At 45.0% G+C, this 14,522-nt stretch carries 15 protein-coding genes; 6 read left to right on the top strand and 9 right to left on the bottom strand.

The features are described from left to right. Positions 1 to 8: 8 nt before the first annotated feature. Complete coding sequence (cysC, locus tag R7P64_RS13600; RefSeq protein WP_005379598.1) at positions 9 to 626, top strand: adenylyl-sulfate kinase; 618 nt, start codon at positions 9 to 11, stop codon at positions 624 to 626. Between the two features lie 89 nt (positions 627 to 715). Here cysC and R7P64_RS13595 read toward each other — a convergent pair whose 3' ends face one another. The 7 genes from R7P64_RS13595 to R7P64_RS13565 all read right to left on the bottom strand — a co-directional run bounded on the left by R7P64_RS13595 (position 716) and on the right by R7P64_RS13565 (position 6,337). Further along, entirely contained in the window at positions 716 to 1,621 is a 906-nt protein-coding gene (locus R7P64_RS13595; RefSeq protein ID WP_005379599.1) for a TIGR03899 family protein, read from the bottom strand. A 322-nt stretch (positions 1,622 to 1,943) separates the two neighbouring features. Continuing rightward, entirely contained in the window at positions 1,944 to 2,438 is a 495-nt protein-coding gene (locus R7P64_RS13590) for a DUF3299 domain-containing protein (RefSeq protein WP_005379600.1), read from the bottom strand. 4 nt (positions 2,439 to 2,442) lie between these two features. Next, positions 2,443 to 3,702 carry an ABC transporter permease gene (locus tag R7P64_RS13585; protein WP_053306844.1) on the bottom strand — a complete coding sequence of 420 codons (1,260 nt, stop codon included), beginning with the start codon at positions 3,700 to 3,702 and terminating at the stop codon, positions 2,443 to 2,445. After that, entirely contained in the window at positions 3,699 to 4,427 is a 729-nt protein-coding gene (locus tag R7P64_RS13580; protein ID WP_053349702.1) for an ABC transporter ATP-binding protein, read from the bottom strand. Before R7P64_RS13580 ends, R7P64_RS13585 begins: the two co-directional genes overlap by 4 nt. 52 nt (positions 4,428 to 4,479) lie before the next feature. Then, a complete protein-coding gene (gene zrgA, locus R7P64_RS13575; protein ID WP_053349701.1) occupies positions 4,480 to 5,124 on the bottom strand; it encodes a zinc uptake protein ZrgA in 645 nt (214 codons plus the stop codon). A gap of 134 nt (positions 5,125 to 5,258) precedes the next feature. Further along, positions 5,259 to 5,558 (bottom strand): DUF2607 family protein, encoded by a 300-nt coding sequence (locus R7P64_RS13570; protein ID WP_080996158.1) that lies wholly within the window; start codon positions 5,556 to 5,558, stop codon positions 5,259 to 5,261. Positions 5,559 to 5,785: 227 nt separating this feature from the next. Continuing rightward, on the bottom strand, positions 5,786 to 6,337 hold the full coding sequence (locus tag R7P64_RS13565; RefSeq protein ID WP_005383122.1) for a YtfJ family protein: 552 nt from the start codon (positions 6,335 to 6,337) through the stop codon (positions 5,786 to 5,788). 215 nt (positions 6,338 to 6,552) lie between these two features. Between R7P64_RS13565 and R7P64_RS13560 the strand changes: the two genes are divergently transcribed. After that, positions 6,553 to 6,753 (top strand): DUF1107 domain-containing protein, encoded by a 201-nt coding sequence (locus R7P64_RS13560; protein ID WP_005379612.1) that lies wholly within the window; start codon positions 6,553 to 6,555, stop codon positions 6,751 to 6,753. Positions 6,754 to 6,823: 70 nt separating this feature from the next. Here R7P64_RS13560 and msrA read toward each other — a convergent pair whose 3' ends face one another. Continuing rightward, the gene (gene msrA / locus R7P64_RS13555) at positions 6,824 to 7,462 is read right to left on the bottom strand and encodes a peptide-methionine (S)-S-oxide reductase MsrA (protein ID WP_005379620.1); all 639 of its coding nucleotides are present in this window, start codon (positions 7,460 to 7,462) and stop codon (positions 6,824 to 6,826) included. 167 nt (positions 7,463 to 7,629) lie between these two features. On the opposite strand from msrA, the gene R7P64_RS13550 reads away from it, so the two are divergent. From R7P64_RS13550 to R7P64_RS13535, 4 genes are read left to right on the top strand one after another with little or no spacing between them, the layout of a single operon-like run. After that, positions 7,630 to 9,342 (top strand): autotransporter assembly complex protein TamA, encoded by a 1,713-nt coding sequence (locus R7P64_RS13550; protein ID WP_064353584.1) that lies wholly within the window; start codon positions 7,630 to 7,632, stop codon positions 9,340 to 9,342. Next, positions 9,339 to 13,103, top strand: coding sequence for a translocation/assembly module TamB domain-containing protein (locus R7P64_RS13545; protein ID WP_213898416.1), 3,765 nt, complete (start codon positions 9,339 to 9,341; stop codon positions 13,101 to 13,103). Before R7P64_RS13550 ends, R7P64_RS13545 begins: the two co-directional genes overlap by 4 nt. A gap of 44 nt (positions 13,104 to 13,147) precedes the next feature. Then, entirely contained in the window at positions 13,148 to 13,495 is a 348-nt protein-coding gene (locus R7P64_RS13540) for a gamma-glutamylcyclotransferase (RefSeq protein ID WP_033906019.1), read from the top strand. A gap of 49 nt (positions 13,496 to 13,544) precedes the next feature. Then, a complete protein-coding gene (locus tag R7P64_RS13535; RefSeq protein ID WP_017633454.1) occupies positions 13,545 to 13,907 on the top strand; it encodes a DUF2799 domain-containing protein in 363 nt (120 codons plus the stop codon). Positions 13,908 to 13,980: 73 nt separating this feature from the next. On the opposite strand, the gene ppa is transcribed toward R7P64_RS13535, so the two are convergent. Beyond that, a complete protein-coding gene (gene ppa / locus R7P64_RS13530) occupies positions 13,981 to 14,511 on the bottom strand; it encodes an inorganic diphosphatase (RefSeq protein ID WP_005379635.1) in 531 nt (176 codons plus the stop codon). Positions 14,512 to 14,522 lie beyond the last annotated feature (11 nt).

Below are 14,522 nucleotides of genomic sequence, written 5' to 3'. Positions count from 1 at the left end.
GATACGTTATGACTGCCGAAACGACGGTAAAAGATGAAAACATTGTTTGGCACCAGCATTCGGTTGATAAACAGTTTCGTGCTGAATTAAAGAAGCAAAAACCTGCCGTATTGTGGTTTACCGGCTTATCTGGAGCGGGTAAATCAACCGTAGCAGGTGCGTTGGAAAATCGCCTTGCAGCATTGGGTTACCACACCTATTTATTGGATGGTGACAATGTACGGCATGGTTTGTGTAGCGATTTAGGTTTTTCTGAACAGGACCGTCGCGAGAACATTCGTCGCATTGGTGAACTGGCGAAGTTGATGGCAGATGCGGGTTTAATTGTTCTGTCGGCGTTTATTTCACCGCATCGTGCAGAGCGGAAGTTAGTGCGCGATTTATTGCCAGAAGGCGAGTTTATCGAAGTGTATGTCAATGCATCTCTAGAGGTTTGCGAAGGTCGAGATCCTAAGGGTTTATACCGTAAAGCCCGTGCGGGAGAGATTCCTAATTTCACTGGTATTGATTCGGAATATCAAGCGCCAGAGAACCCTGAAATCGATTTGCCCGCGGGAGAAAAGAGTGTCGATGAGCTGGTGGATTTGTGCTTAATCGATCTTAAACAACGCGGTGTGATCCGATAAAAAAGCATTTAGATCATAGGTGACCTAAAGCTCTTTGAGCTGCTTGAGAAGTATTTGGATCATAGGTGATCAAATGCTTCTCAAGCTGGCTAGACGGTATGATGAACCGTACTTTTAGCTTCACTATGGACACTAAATCTATGATTTAACAGTGCAAGCATTTGATCGTAGTATTCGGCATGTGGTTTGTTTCCGAGCAAGGTACAGAGCTCATTACCTGTGGGTGTGAAGCGGTAATATAAAAGGCGGACACCTTTACTGTTTACGTTCAGTGACAAGTTTTTACCTTGGTAGGTGAGGACCAACGGTGTCTCGATACTAATTTCGCCAGATTCAAGTTCGGCACTGTGCAGCAGCCCTAATTCAATTAAGAGCAACAAGCTTGAATACGGCAGTTGAAAACTTCCCATATTTAGGCTGTTGGCGACGTCTCGCTTGCCGAAGCTAAATATGCCTCCTTGCGCTTTGTAACCAATCAACAGTTTTCTGCTGTGATCCCCTCCAAAACTGCACGCTAAAGAGGCGGCTCTTTGCAGAGTTTGTGCTTCCTTTGGTGACATATCTTTGAGGGTTTTCAACGCTTTCATGGATGTTGAGCCCGGATTGGTCACTTCACGCTTCATCACTTGAGCCCATAGCTTTTGCATCGCGCTGTTATGGATGTCTTGAGCCATCTCAAAAAATCGATGCAACCAATCTTGGTCTGGCTCTCCCGCTGTCTCATCTCGGCATGAACTGTGCGCTAATTTTAAAATCTGTTCTAAGTTTTTTTGTCGCTGTTCTTGGCGTCGTTGCTCTCGCAATTGGGCTCTTTCAAACGCAGATTTGGCTGGCGGTTCGGTTTGCAGTAAGGCGTCAAGACCGTGTATTTGGGCTATGGTTTTTACCTTACTAGCACTGTCTTTTATGTAGCCTTGTTTCTTTTCTTGTTGCGTATTTTTTTTTGTGTCTGACTGATGTTCGATGACAACAGGTTGCTTTGTCGGGTCTGCCATTCGTTTTCCTACCAAGAACTGCGTGGTTCGCACGTTTAAATTTACACCTTATCTGACCAAGCGACCAGACAGGAGTTCTCAGTTTTTGAACGAATAGGGCTATTCAAAATGATAATGAGTTGTTAAAATTGTTATCGTTATTTTGGAGGGGCTATGAAGTTCTCAGAAGCAGGTAAACTCAAAAAGCACCTGTCGATAGCGTTTCTTTTGGTTATTTATGTGGGCGTATTAGCGTATTTATCTCGTTATATCGTGTAGCACAAAGCTAAAAAAGGCGCCAGTGTGACGCCTTAGGTGTAGCGAGGCTTATCGACGACTTAAATTACATATCGTCGTAGGCTTCTATTTCTGATCCCTCAATAACGTAAGCCGTTTCTGCCAGTTCGTGGTTTATCGTCTCGGTTTTCAACGTTCCAACCACATATATAACATCCCACAACTCTTGAACAGGCGCGCCTTTCGGAAACTTCACGTAAATGATCTGGTTTGGAGGCGGTGGTGGCACGTGAATACAAGCTCCAAAATATGGCACCAATAAAAATTCGGTGACGGTATCGGCATCACCTTCAAGTGGGATAACAAACCCCGGAATTTTAACTTGGCTTCCGTTCAGTTCTGGTCGAACGTTACCAATCTTGGACTGCTGGGCTGCGCCACCACTGTGATCAGATGCGGGCATGCCTATACTGTCGAACAATTTACGCTCTTTTTCTGGAACAAGGTCAATCCAGTCAAGCTTTAATGGTTCTTCGCTGGCCATAACAGGCGCTGTGAATGCGACGACCAGCAAGCAACTTGCGAGTATTTTTTTCCACATTTTATTAAATCCTTATTGTCATTCCGTCACTCAGTGACTGTCGGTAGGCGCGGAGTGCGGGAATGAAACCAATCACAATACCAGCGCATTGTACGAAACCTAATAGCATCCACTCATAAGTAGATAAGATGCTTAAGGTGAGATGTATTCCATAGTGCTGTTGGATGATCGGCTGCGCGATAGCAAGAATGGCATACAGCCCAGTAACGCCAGTAATAATACCAGCAGCAGTAAGCAAGCTGGCTTCACTAATTAAGAGTGAGAAAACATGACGAGGCCTTGCTCCCATGGCACGCAAAATCGCCATTTCACGGCGGCGTTCCTGTAGGCTAGTTAATAGACTGCTTAACATACCTAACAACCCTGCGATCACGACAAAACCAGATACTGCCATTAGGGCTTGCTCTGCAACCGACATCATTCCCCATAACTCATGCAACGCAACGCCGGGCATAATGGCGCTGAGCGGCTCTTTGGGGTAGGTGTTAATTTGTCTTTGCAGGGCGAAAGTTTGAATACGAGATTTCAAACCAACGAGCATAGCGGTAATTTGTTTGGGCTGAAAGTCTCTGTTTTTGAGATCTTGTGCCTTGGGTGTCGGGCCCAAACGCGCACCACTTTCCCATCCGACGTGAATGGCTTCGATGGCTTCCAATGATACATGGACAGTTTTGTCGACTGGTGTTCCTGTAGGTGCAAGGATACCGACAACTTTAAATGGCAGATTGTCATGACGGCTAAAGCCAACGTCGCTAATGCCGTGGGCAATGATGATTTCGCTACCGATATCATAACCAAGTTGTTTAGCGACATCAGAACCTAGCACGGTTTCAAATAAACCATTGAATTCTCTACCCTTGCCAAATGTTAGTGGTTGCTTACTTCCAAACTTGTAATGCTCAAAGTAACTGTGATTGGTTCCCATAACTCGGAAGCCTTTATGCGAGTCGCCAAGCGAGATTGGAATAGCCCAATCGACTGAACGATGATTGGCAAACTCTTGGTAGCTTTTCCAATCGATGTTGTTGGTCGCATTACCAATACGAAACACAGAATAGAGCAATAGGTTCACTTGCCCAGAGCGTCCACCAATAATGAGGTCTGTGCCTGAAATTGTATTGGCGAAGCTATCCTTGGCTTGAGTTCGGATACGCTCGACGCCCAAGAGGAGTACCACTGAAATCGCAACGGTCATGATGGTTAGAATTGCCGTCGCTTTGCGGTTCATCAAGCTTTTCCAGGCGAGCTTTACAACAGCACTCATGATATGGCTCCTAGGCTAGATACTTGATTAATGTCGGGTAGATTGAGCGTGCGATCGAATAAGGGTTCGAGTGTTGGGTCGTGGCTAACGAATACCAGTGTGGCATTGGCTTGATTCGCTTGCTCCATAAGGAGCTCAATAAATGCTTTACGATTGTCATAGTCTAAAGCTGAGGTTGGTTCGTCAGCGATCACTAACTCTGGATGTCCTATCAGAGCTCGAGCCGCAGCCACACGTTGTTGTTGACCAATACTCAATTCAGAGACAGGGCGTGTATGAAGCTCGTTTGGCAAGTGCAGTCGTTCTAGTAGGGCCTGAGCCTGTTCATTTAACGTTTGAGATGAGGCACCTAAATGGGCACGGTCACGTCGTATTTTACTGAACTGACATGGCAATAATACGTTTTCAAGTACGTTAAGGTACGGCAATAAATTGAACTGTTGAAAGATGTAGCCAATATGATTGGCGCGAAAGCGGTCTCTCTGACTGGCACTTAAACTAGCAAGGTCAGTATCGAGTACAGATAGAGAGCCTGAAGTTAATGTGTTAATCCCCGTCAACAAAGCGAGCAAGGTCGATTTACCGCAGCCACTTGGACCTTTGATAAACACATGCTCGCCTTGTGTAATGTGTAATTTGGGGATGCGGATGGTTGCGTTGGTTGAACCGGGCCAGAAAAATTGGGCATCCTCTAGCTCGACAACATTTGGTGTGGTTTCAGTCATATTAAATCACCAAAGCTGTGGCGTGTAAGTGGGTACTTACACGCCACTCGTGTTATTTGATTACGATTTGGGTGTTATCTTTGCTTAATTTAATTGCTGATTGCATGGTATCAGTGAATATATTGACGCTGATGGACTCTGTAGTTGGGAATTGGTTAAACCAATCGGTTTGGATTTGGCTAAGCTGATTAACTTGTTCGCAACTGAAGCGATATTGCACCGAAAATTCACCGTGACCGCCATGATCGTGCGCCTCATCATGATCGTCATGGTGGTCATGTTTATCATTATGATCATGATGTTCGTGCCCTTCATGATCGTGATGTGCATGGTCATCATGGTCGTGCTCACTATGATCATGTTCCTCATGAGTTTCGCTTAGGTTGTGGCTCACGTAAGCTTCTTCAATATTACAATCAGCTTGTGAGTTAATAGCGAACAATGCGTTGCTGTCTTCGAGTGTAGCGACGGCTTGTTTAAGCGCTTGCTCTTGTTGCGCGTTTTCTGGAGCATGCTCGAAACCCACAACATCAGCTCCAGGAGCTGTGATCTCTACTAACAGATCTTTGCCATCTTGGGCGATATTAAACTCGACGTGACCATGCACATGAGCACCATGCTGGCGGTATTCGTTTGCATTCGCTGCTGTCGATAAAGTGAGGCCAATAGCAAGGGCTAAAACGTGTTTTGATGACATTGTATTTTTCCTAATTTTACTGGCATTAACCAAAGGCGGTATTGCTCAGATTCGAGTTTCACTAAGTTATTGTTCCCTGACACACTAGGTGCGGAAATGAACTCAATAATTTTGAGTGTGGAATAGTTTGGAAATTAAGCAAAATAAGGAGGGGCACGAGCAGCGCCAAGAACTTCTTCGCCGTACACGAGATGCAAAAAAACATGATGATGCTGGGCGCGCGTAAAAGTCGGTGTAGAGAGGGTAGGTTGTACCTTTGCTATACCGTGCTGAACACCAGAAAATAATTGGCAATGATGATGGGTATGATGGTCGGGCGTCAGATCAACTTGATGAAGTACAACCGCAAAGTTCCAAGCGATCAGCAACGCAACACTGAAAAATAAAGCAGTGCGATACCAATATCTTAGTATTTTTTGCTGGTGGTGGTACATCTGAGCTCCTCTTACCGACTGTTATAATATAACACCCATAATGAATAAAAGTTCACTCTTTTGTTGGCTAGCAGAAAAATTTAACTCAACACATACGTGCCGAAAAATATTGGTAATACTCTCTGATGGAAGTGTCGCACTTATAAAGAGCAGAGTTATCACTGCCCATGCTTCTAATCAAATTCATATAGCTCCTTACAACAGGAACAAGGAGCCATTCAATGAAGCTAGATGTTCTGTTTAATAAGCTCAATGACTTTTGTTATCTCATCTTGCTCAAGTGCGCCCTCTTTGACAAACAGAACTTTGCCCGTTTTGTCTTGAACAATAATGGCCGAGCTTTCTTCTTTCAGGTCCCAAGTATTAGCAACTACGCCATTTTCATCAAGAACCATGGATGACCAAGGAAACTCTTTTTTGCTGTCTTGAGCTGAAGACTTCACGAAAGAGCCTGTCCCCCAAATTGCATCATCTTGGTTGATGATAGTCGTCGTCTGGTAGCTTTCTTGTGGAAAATTTGCCGCTGTTATTGCCGACATTAAAGGGGCATTCATCTCTTTTGAACTGCTACGGCCTGCGATGGCTTGAATAACACGAACTTTGCCTTGCATATGTTGAGTTGCCCAGGGTTGGTATGCAACGCCTTCGCCTTGTAAAACAATCTCGCCGTAAGCGGCAACATTGACAGGAGGAACGCTTTTACCCACTGACAAGTTGTGTGCAAAGGTCAAGCTTGGCGTTAAGGCCAGTAGTAGAGGTAGGAGAGTCTTAGTTTTCATATTGTTATATTCCGTACGAGGTTTGGAAGCTTCCAGTATATATCCAGATCTTAGAAATTTGTAGGACCGGTGATAACATTTATTTAACGTATGGAGTGGTGTAATCTTGCGTTATATTTAGAATTTGCTAAAATGATTTCCGTCGCAAATTGCGCATTAAGATTGCAGAGGAAAAATAAGCAATCCGTGTTTTCTCAAAGGAATTGAGGTGAGTTATGCTACGTGAGTTTGCTGTATATCGACCATTACAAGTGGCCCGTTTTGTTAAAACGTTGTTCAAAGGTCAATTTTTTATTGTTGGGGTTGGCTGTTTTCAGTTCGACAATGGCAAAGTGTTACTACCTGACGTCAACGATCATAAAAGGCTCACCATCTTTAAAGAAGTCAACCAAGTGATAGCATCATTATCGGCTTAGTTAGCTTGGTACCCACTTAGATTTAGAAAAGAGCGACCATATCGGTCGCTCTTTTTGTTGCTGGTTAGGTTTATCCTTGGAGGCTTGGTGGGAAGCAAACTCCCGTTCCTCCGATGCCACAGTAACCATCAGGGTTTTTCGCCAAATATTGCTGGTGGTAGGTTTCCGCAAAGTAATACGGACCTGCTGGTTGTATTTCGGTGGTGATGTTCGCGCGCTGCTCTTCTTGCAGTGCTTGCTGATACAAGAGTTTCGATTTCTCTGCGCTCTCGAGTTGCTCCGTCGAATAAGTGTAAATTGCAGAACGATATTGAGTACCTAAGTCGTTACCTTGACGCATTCCCTGAGTTGGGTCGTGTTTTTCCCAAAAAACAGCCAGTAGCTTTTCTAATGAGATGACGCGTTCATCGAAAACGACTCGTACGACTTCTGTATGACCCGTTTTACCCGTACAGACTTCTTCATAGGTGGGATTGGGTGTGTACCCCCCAGCGTAACCGACCGAAGTAGATACAACGCCGTCGAGTTGCCAAAATACGCGCTCAGCGCCCCAAAAACAGCCCATTCCGAGCAAAATCTGCTGTTGGTGTGACGCCAGAGGCGCCTTTAGGTTAGATTTATTTACAAAATGATGATCGTCAATCTGCATTGGTTGATCTCTACCTGGCAAGGCATCTTCTATACTGATCAATGTTTGTTTGTTGAGCATGGTATTTGTCCTTCAATACGTGTCTTAAATTTGCGAACTTTTTCATTTCGTCTGTATCTGATGCTGTGATGACATAGACCGCGTTAAACCTATTAATATTACAGACTTAGAACCTAATTGGCGTTATCATTATTTACGTTTACTTAACCTCATTCAGCCATAAAAGCATGATAAAAAAAGCTCTCCCCACCATTGTTGGCCTGTTTGCCTTTTCTCATGGTGCCTATGCCGATGTTTCTTTGACTTTGAAAGGCATTGATGGCGCTTTAGAAGAGAATGTCAGTGCGTATCTATCATCTATTCCAGAGAAGGATTACTCCACTTCTCTGCGTTTTCAAGCGAGATTAGATCAAAGTATCACTGAAGCGCTTAACGCGCTTGGGTATTATCATGCAAAAATTTCATACTCTATTCCTGAAGCGAATGATGAGTTAATTGTGCTCATCAAGCCGGGCTTGCCAGTGAAAGTGAAAGTCATGGATGTGGTCATCACTGGAGAGGCCAAGGACGATGAAGAGTTTGCAAAACTTATTGAGCGCTCTCCGCTCAAAGTTGGCCAAGTTTTGAATCAAGGCCAATACGACAGCCTTAAGTCAGGCATTCGTAACTTGGCGCTTCAGCGTGGTTACTTCAATGGTGAGTTTACGCTAAGTCGATTAGAGGTTATCCCTGATCTGAACGAAGCTAATGTCCGTTTGCACTACAGCAGTGGAATACGTTTCAATTTTGGCGACGTTTCTTTTATTGGCAACCACATCTGGGAAGACCGTGTCGCATCACTACAACCTTTTAAAGAAGGGGACCCATACAACGTTTCGAAGCTGGGCGAGTTTAACCAGAAGCTATCAAATACGGAGTGGTTTTCCTCAGTTTTTGTTGAGCCTGAATTGGATAGGCTTGATGATGGCCGAGACTTGCCAATTAAAGTGTCTTTATCTCCTGCTTCGAAGAATCAGATCGAGACGGGTATTGGTTACTCAACGGATGTCGGCGTTCGAGGAACGTTGAAGTGGAAGAAACCTTGGGTGAGCTCCCGAGGGCACAGTTTCAACACTGCTTTATCCCTATCTAAGCCAGAGCAAACCGTGACTGCTTCTTACAAAATTCCTTTAGAAGATGTCGCTAACGATTATTATCAAGTTCAATATGGGCTTAAAAACCTAGACAACCGTGACACGCAGAGTATCGAGTCTAACCTTGCAGTGGAACGTCATTGGTTAGCAGACGGTGGTTGGCATAATACCGTTTATGTTCGTCATTTGTACGAGAGCTTTACGCAAGGTTTACAAGATGATGAATTCAACTTCGTACTTCCAGGTGCGACATTTTCTCGGACTAGGGTTCGAGGGGGCAATATGCCAATGTGGGGAGACAAGCAAAGCATCACTGTTGAGTATGGTGATACCGCTATGCTTTCTGAAACTAGAGTGCTCCGCTTGATTGGCTCGACTTCTTGGATTCGTGGTATTGGAGAGAATCATCGTGGTTTGTTCCGCTTAGAAGGTGGTGCGAATATTACCGATGAACTTGAAAAGCTATCACCGTCGCTGCGTTTCTTCGCAGGTGGTGACAATAATATTCGTGGTTACGGCTATGAATCTATTTCACCTGTGGATGAGAGTGGTGCTTTGACGGGTGGTAAATACATTGTTAGCAGTACATTAGAATACCAATATCGTGTTTATGGAAACTGGTGGGCTGCAACGTTTTACGATATTGGTGATGCGTTTAATGAAACACCAGATTGGAAATCAGGTGCTGGTGTTGGTATCCGCTGGGCGTCTCCGGTGGGCCCTGTTAGTTTTGATTTTGCATGGGGGTTGGATGCAAAACCAGAACGAGAGTTTCGTATCCACTTCTCATTGGGGCCTGAGCTATGATCAAAATGATGTTTAAGTGGACCAAATGGCTGTCGCTCAGTTTGATTGGTCTATTGCTGTTGCTCATCATTATTGTCGCGACAGTTTTATTTACCCACCCAGGCCTCAAATTTGCCTTGTGGGGAGCCGAAAAAGCACTACCACAATTGCAGATTGAAAAAGTGCAGGGTTCATTGTTTCCTCGCTTCGAACTGCATAACGTCAGTTTTGTCGATGAGTCTTTGAATATCGATGCCAAAGTCGAGCGTTTAGCTTTGGCAGTGAACTTCCGCTGTTTCTTTGACCCTAAGGTTTGTGTCGATGAGTTAAGACTGCAGGGGCTTGACTTTAAGATGCCTGAGCTACCGCCAGCAAGCGAGGAGCAAGAGGAAACACCACCACTGCGTTCTATCAGTACGCCAGTGCCAATTTTTGTTAATAAAGTCAGCTTTAATGATATCAATGTCAATGTGCTGGGCAATCAAATTGATTGGCAAACGTTCTCGACCGCTTTGTCGATGCAAGGCGATCGTTTGGTGATCGCACCTACCGCGTTGAAAGACATTAATGTGGCTTTAGCACCAAGTGAAGCTGAACCTGAAGCGGTTGTTGAAGAGCCGAAAGAAGCCGATGCTACGCCGCAAGATATTGTGTTACCCGAAGTATGGATTCCGCTGACGGTGGAAGCGCGTCGTCTTGATATTCACAATTTCAAACTGGCAGGTGAAACGCCAGTGATCGTCAATCATCTTGGTTTGGTTGCAAGAGCAGGCGGTGAGCGTGTTGATGTCAAAACGTTAGAGCTCGACATGCCAGAAGTGGAGGGCAAGTTGAGCACACAAGTGACGCTTTCTTCTGATTACCCTATCAAAGCGCAATTGGACGCGTTAGTGAAGCAAGCGGATGCGAAGGGACAAAAACTGTCGCTTTCGGTCTCGGGTTCGGTTGGTGATTTGTCACTAAATGCTACGCTTTCTGAGCTTATACAAGCGGAGATCAAAGGTGATATTCAACCGCTTAAAACACAGTTACCGTTTGATGTCGCGATTAAAAATGTACAAGCGCAATGGCCGCTATTTGGACAAAGCGATTACCAGGTTTCTGTACCAAGCTTGGCGGCAAAAGGCTCACTTGACGGCTACGAAGTCGCATTAGAAACCAAAGCGTCAGGCAAAGATATTCCCGCCGTTGATGTCGCACTAAACGGCAAAGGTACGTTAGAGCAAATTGACCTCGAAAGCCTTGTAGTGAAAACCTTAGGGGGCGAACTCTCTGGGAAAGTCATGGCCAATTGGGCCGCGCCAATCAACTGGCAAGCTGACTTAAACCTGAAGAACATTCAACCAGGATTGCAGTGGAAAGAAGCCGAAGGGGATATCAGCGGTAATCTTTCGACTTCGGGGTTGTTAACAGAACAAGGCGGTTGGCAAGTCAGTTTGCCTAAGTTAGACATTGACGGCATTTTGCGAGGTTATCCGCTGAATGTTGAAGGGCAACTTGAAGCGTCTGATAAGAACGGCAAAGGCGAAGACATCCAACTTACCACTCAGGGTTTAGCGCTTTCTCATGGCCCGAACCAACTGAGTGCAAAGGGTAAGATCGATAAGCAAATTCTGATGGATGTTGAGGTTAACTTCCCTGATTTTGCGAAAAGTGTTCCGGACCTTGCAGGTAAGATGCAAGGTAAAGTCGCACTACGTGGTAGCTTGAAAGAACCAAACATCAATCTTGATCTCGCTTTAAATCAGATTAACTGGCAGCAACAGGCGAACGTAGAAACGATCACCTTAAAGGGCGATGTGAAGCCTCTGCCAGCACCAAAAGCGAATATAAGCCTTATTGCGAACAACATTACCTATGACGACATAAAAGTTGATAGTGCTGACCTTGAAGTCTCTGGGGATGAAAAACTGCATCAACTTACGCTCGATGTAGTGTCTGACCTAGTGTCGACCAGTTTAGAAATTGAAGGGACATTCCAGCAGAAACCAGAAATGATTTGGGATGGGGCGCTGCGCCGCTTGACGCTGAGCTCGCAACAAGGCCCGTGGGCGTTGCAAAAATCGACCGCGGTGAAGGTCAATATCGACAAACAGATCGCGAACGTTCAAGCGCATTGTTGGTTGCAAGCTGAGTCGAGCGTATGTCTAACCGAAGACATTAGTGTCGGTAAGAGTGGCCAGGCGAAGTTAGCCATCAATGATTTTGATTTTGACCAAATCAAACAATTCCTGCCGCCAGAAACCAAGCTGCAAGGCTCGGTTAATGCACAGGCTTTTGCTAAATGGGCACCAGAGAAAAAGCCTGAAGTAACCTTAAGTGTCAATATGCCAAAAGGCCAAGTTGAACAAGCGCTTGAGCAGCCAATTAAAGTCGGTTGGGAAAGCTTCAACTTTAAAGCGGCATTAGCGAAAGACAAGCTTGATGCCGAGTGGCTATTTGATGTGAAAGATAACGGTGACTTGTCTGGTAAGGTTTCTTTACTGAATGTCTCGTCTGAAAAGCCCACTATTGATGGTAAGGTTTCACTCTCTACGTTCCACTTGGATTTCTTGGCACCGTTGATTGGTGAGTACAGCTTGTTTAAAGCAAACATGAATACTGACCTAGCGATATCAGGTGACGTCATGCATCCGAAGGTGAACGGCCAGTTCTTGATTGACCAGATGAAGCTACAGGGTGAAGTCACACCGATAGATATAAACTCAGGACAGGTCGTCATCAACTTTAAAGGTCATCAAGCGGACTTGGATGCCGGAATTTTAACCCCGGATGGTGAGTTGAACGTTACCGGTGATGCCGACTGGCAGGACTTACAGAACTGGCGCACTAAAGCGCGTGTATTTGCTAAAGAGCTCAATGTTGATTTGCCCCCAATGGTAAAAATCAAAGTTGAGCCTGACATGACAATAGATGTGACTCCTCAGCTTGCGAAAATTGAGGGTGATATTAATTTGCCATGGGGCAGAATTGTCGTCGAAGAGCTTCCACCAAGTGCGGTAGGCGTATCGAGTGATACCGTTATTCTCGATAAAAACTTGCAGCCAGTGGACGATGTGGCTGCGATGCCGTTTGATGTGGAAACGAACATCAACATTAAAATTGGTGATGACTTCCAACTTGCCGCTTTTGGTTTAAAAGGTGGGTTGAAAGGGAACCTAAACGTGACACAAAAAGACAAAGGTCCTTTCATCGTTGGTGAAGTGAATGTTGTCGACGGTTCTTATCGTTCGTTTGGTCAGGACTTATTGATTAAAGAAGGTAAGATTCTGATGAATGGTCCACCGGATCAACCTTACTTGTCTATCAAAGCGATTCGTAATCCAGACAATACCCAAGATGATGTCATTGCGGGGGTACAAGTGTCAGGCCCAGCATCTGATCCGAGTATAGAAATTTTCTCAGAGCCCGCGATGAACCAAGCCAATGCACTTTCTTATCTACTTCGTGGTCAAGATATTGATGGTGAAGCCGGTGGTAATGCAATGACGACTACCTTAATTGGTTTAAGCTTGGCGAAGAGTGGTCGTGTGGTTGGTGAAATCGGTGAAGCCTTTGGCGTACAAGATTTACAGCTGGACACTGCTGGGTCGGGCGATGATTCGCAAGTGACGGTGAGTGGTTATATTCTGCCAGGTTTGCAGGTGAAATATGGTGTCGGCATCTTTAACTCCCTAGGTGAGTTCACTGTGCGTTACCGATTGATGCAAGACTTGTATTTAGAAGCAGTATCTGGTGTAGATAGCGCCGTTGACCTACTCTATCAGTTTGAGTTCGATTAAAGTGCTTTAACCTAAGCATATACAGTCATGACTAAGGAGTGGTTATGCAGCATTTGATTTTTGTCTACGGCACGTTACGCAAGGGAGAGTACAACCATCAGTATTTGCGCTCGGCGCAGTTTCTTGGTTTACATGAAACGGATGCTCAATTTGCAATGTATGACTTAGGCCCTTATCCAGCGTTGTCTGATGGGCAACGCTCGATTCAAGGTGAAGTGTATCTGATTGATGATGAAACCTTATCCGAGCTAGATAGGTTAGAAGATGTGCCAGTGGAATATCGCCGAGAGAGCATCGTTACGCCGTTTGGCCAAGCTTGGATCTACTTATATCAAGATACTGAGCAATTAACCGAAGAAATCGCTTCCGGCGATTGGTGTCAAAAGGTGTGAGCTATACTGACATTATCAATAGCAACGAGCTAAACACTAAGGAGTCACGATGAAAGCATTCGTAATTGGAGTAATGGCGTTGCTTCTTGCTGCATGCGCACAAACAACACTACCGACTTCGAATAATGTGACCGATTGGCAAGTGTTTGGTAAGCAGTCAGCTTTAGATGGATTACGGGAGTTATCTGAGGAGCGAATTGCGAAGCTGGATGATGTTAATCATGCGACGCCAGAACTGATAATGGCTTATCAAGCGGGTTACCAGCAAGGCAAACAAGAGTATTGTGAGCAAAGTGCTTATATGCTCGGTGTTATCGGGCGGCCATATTTTGGCATTTGTGATGATGTTGACCCCTTCTTTCAACATGACTACGACGCTGGACGAATGTCTTCAGCAGGCGCACCTATCTAGTTGACACAGGTAAGATGAAAGCAAAAGAGCTGCCCTAGAGCAGCTCTTTTTAATTTTGTATCAGCAGTGATACTTATTTTTTCTGAGCTCGCTCGTAAGATTCTAGGATTTCAGCTTTGGCGGCAGCAACATCTGCCCAACCATCCACTTTCACCCATTTGCCTGCTTCAAGCTCTTTGTAACGCTCAAAGAATTGCGTGATCTGCGCTTTCAGTAGTTCTGGGATATCGTCCACATCTTGGATGTGCTCGTACTCTTTCGAGATTTTTGAGTGGGGAACCGCAAACACTTTTGCATCTTCACCCGATTCATCTGTCATCTTCAAAACGCCAACAGGACGGCAGCGAATGACTGAACCTGGCATGAGTGGGTATGGTGTTGGTACCAATACGTCGACTGGGTCGCCATCAAGAGACAGGGTATTGTTCACATAGCCATAGTTGCATGGGTAGAACATTGGTGCAGACATGAAACGGTCGACAAATACAGCACCAGAGTCTTTATCTACTTCGTACTTGATTGGATCTGCATTTGCAGGAATTTCGATAACGACATAGATATCTTCAGGCAGCGACTTGCCTGCTGGTACATGGTTTAAGCTCATTAGAATATTCC

The organism is Vibrio sp. 2304, from assembly GCF_033339475.1.
Taxonomy (GTDB): Bacteria; Pseudomonadota; Gammaproteobacteria; order Enterobacterales; family Vibrionaceae; genus Vibrio; species Vibrio alginolyticus.
This window is presented reverse-complemented; position numbering and strand designations above follow the sequence as displayed.

Bases quoted from the DNA above. Each gene is read 5' to 3' on its own strand.
- R7P64_RS13560 (WP_005379612.1), top strand. From the start codon at position 6,553: ATGCTACGTGAGTTTGCTGTATATCGACCATTACAAGTGGCCCGTTTT.
- cysC (WP_005379598.1), top strand. From the start codon at position 9: ATGACTGCCGAAACGACGGTAAAAGATGAAAACATTGTTTGGCACCAG.
- R7P64_RS13580 (WP_053349702.1), bottom strand. From the start codon at position 4,427: ATGACTGAAACCACACCAAATGTTGTCGAGCTAGAGGATGCCCAATTT.
- R7P64_RS13570 (WP_080996158.1), bottom strand. From the start codon at position 5,558: ATGTACCACCACCAGCAAAAAATACTAAGATATTGGTATCGCACTGCT.
- R7P64_RS13535 (WP_017633454.1), top strand. From the start codon at position 13,545: ATGAAAGCATTCGTAATTGGAGTAATGGCGTTGCTTCTTGCTGCATGC.
- R7P64_RS13540 (WP_033906019.1), top strand. From the start codon at position 13,148: ATGCAGCATTTGATTTTTGTCTACGGCACGTTACGCAAGGGAGAGTAC.
- R7P64_RS13545 (WP_213898416.1), top strand. From the start codon at position 9,339: ATGATCAAAATGATGTTTAAGTGGACCAAATGGCTGTCGCTCAGTTTG.
- zrgA (WP_053349701.1), bottom strand. From the start codon at position 5,124: ATGTCATCAAAACACGTTTTAGCCCTTGCTATTGGCCTCACTTTATCG.
- R7P64_RS13550 (WP_064353584.1), top strand. From the start codon at position 7,630: ATGATAAAAAAAGCTCTCCCCACCATTGTTGGCCTGTTTGCCTTTTCT.
- R7P64_RS13585 (WP_053306844.1), bottom strand. From the start codon at position 3,702: ATGAGTGCTGTTGTAAAGCTCGCCTGGAAAAGCTTGATGAACCGCAAA.
- R7P64_RS13590 (WP_005379600.1), bottom strand. From the start codon at position 2,438: ATGTGGAAAAAAATACTCGCAAGTTGCTTGCTGGTCGTCGCATTCACA.
- msrA (WP_005379620.1), bottom strand. From the start codon at position 7,462: ATGCTCAACAAACAAACATTGATCAGTATAGAAGATGCCTTGCCAGGT.
- ppa (WP_005379635.1), bottom strand. From the start codon at position 14,511: ATGAGCTTAAACCATGTACCAGCAGGCAAGTCGCTGCCTGAAGATATC.
- R7P64_RS13595 (WP_005379599.1), bottom strand. From the start codon at position 1,621: ATGGCAGACCCGACAAAGCAACCTGTTGTCATCGAACATCAGTCAGAC.
- R7P64_RS13565 (WP_005383122.1), bottom strand. From the start codon at position 6,337: ATGAAAACTAAGACTCTCCTACCTCTACTACTGGCCTTAACGCCAAGC.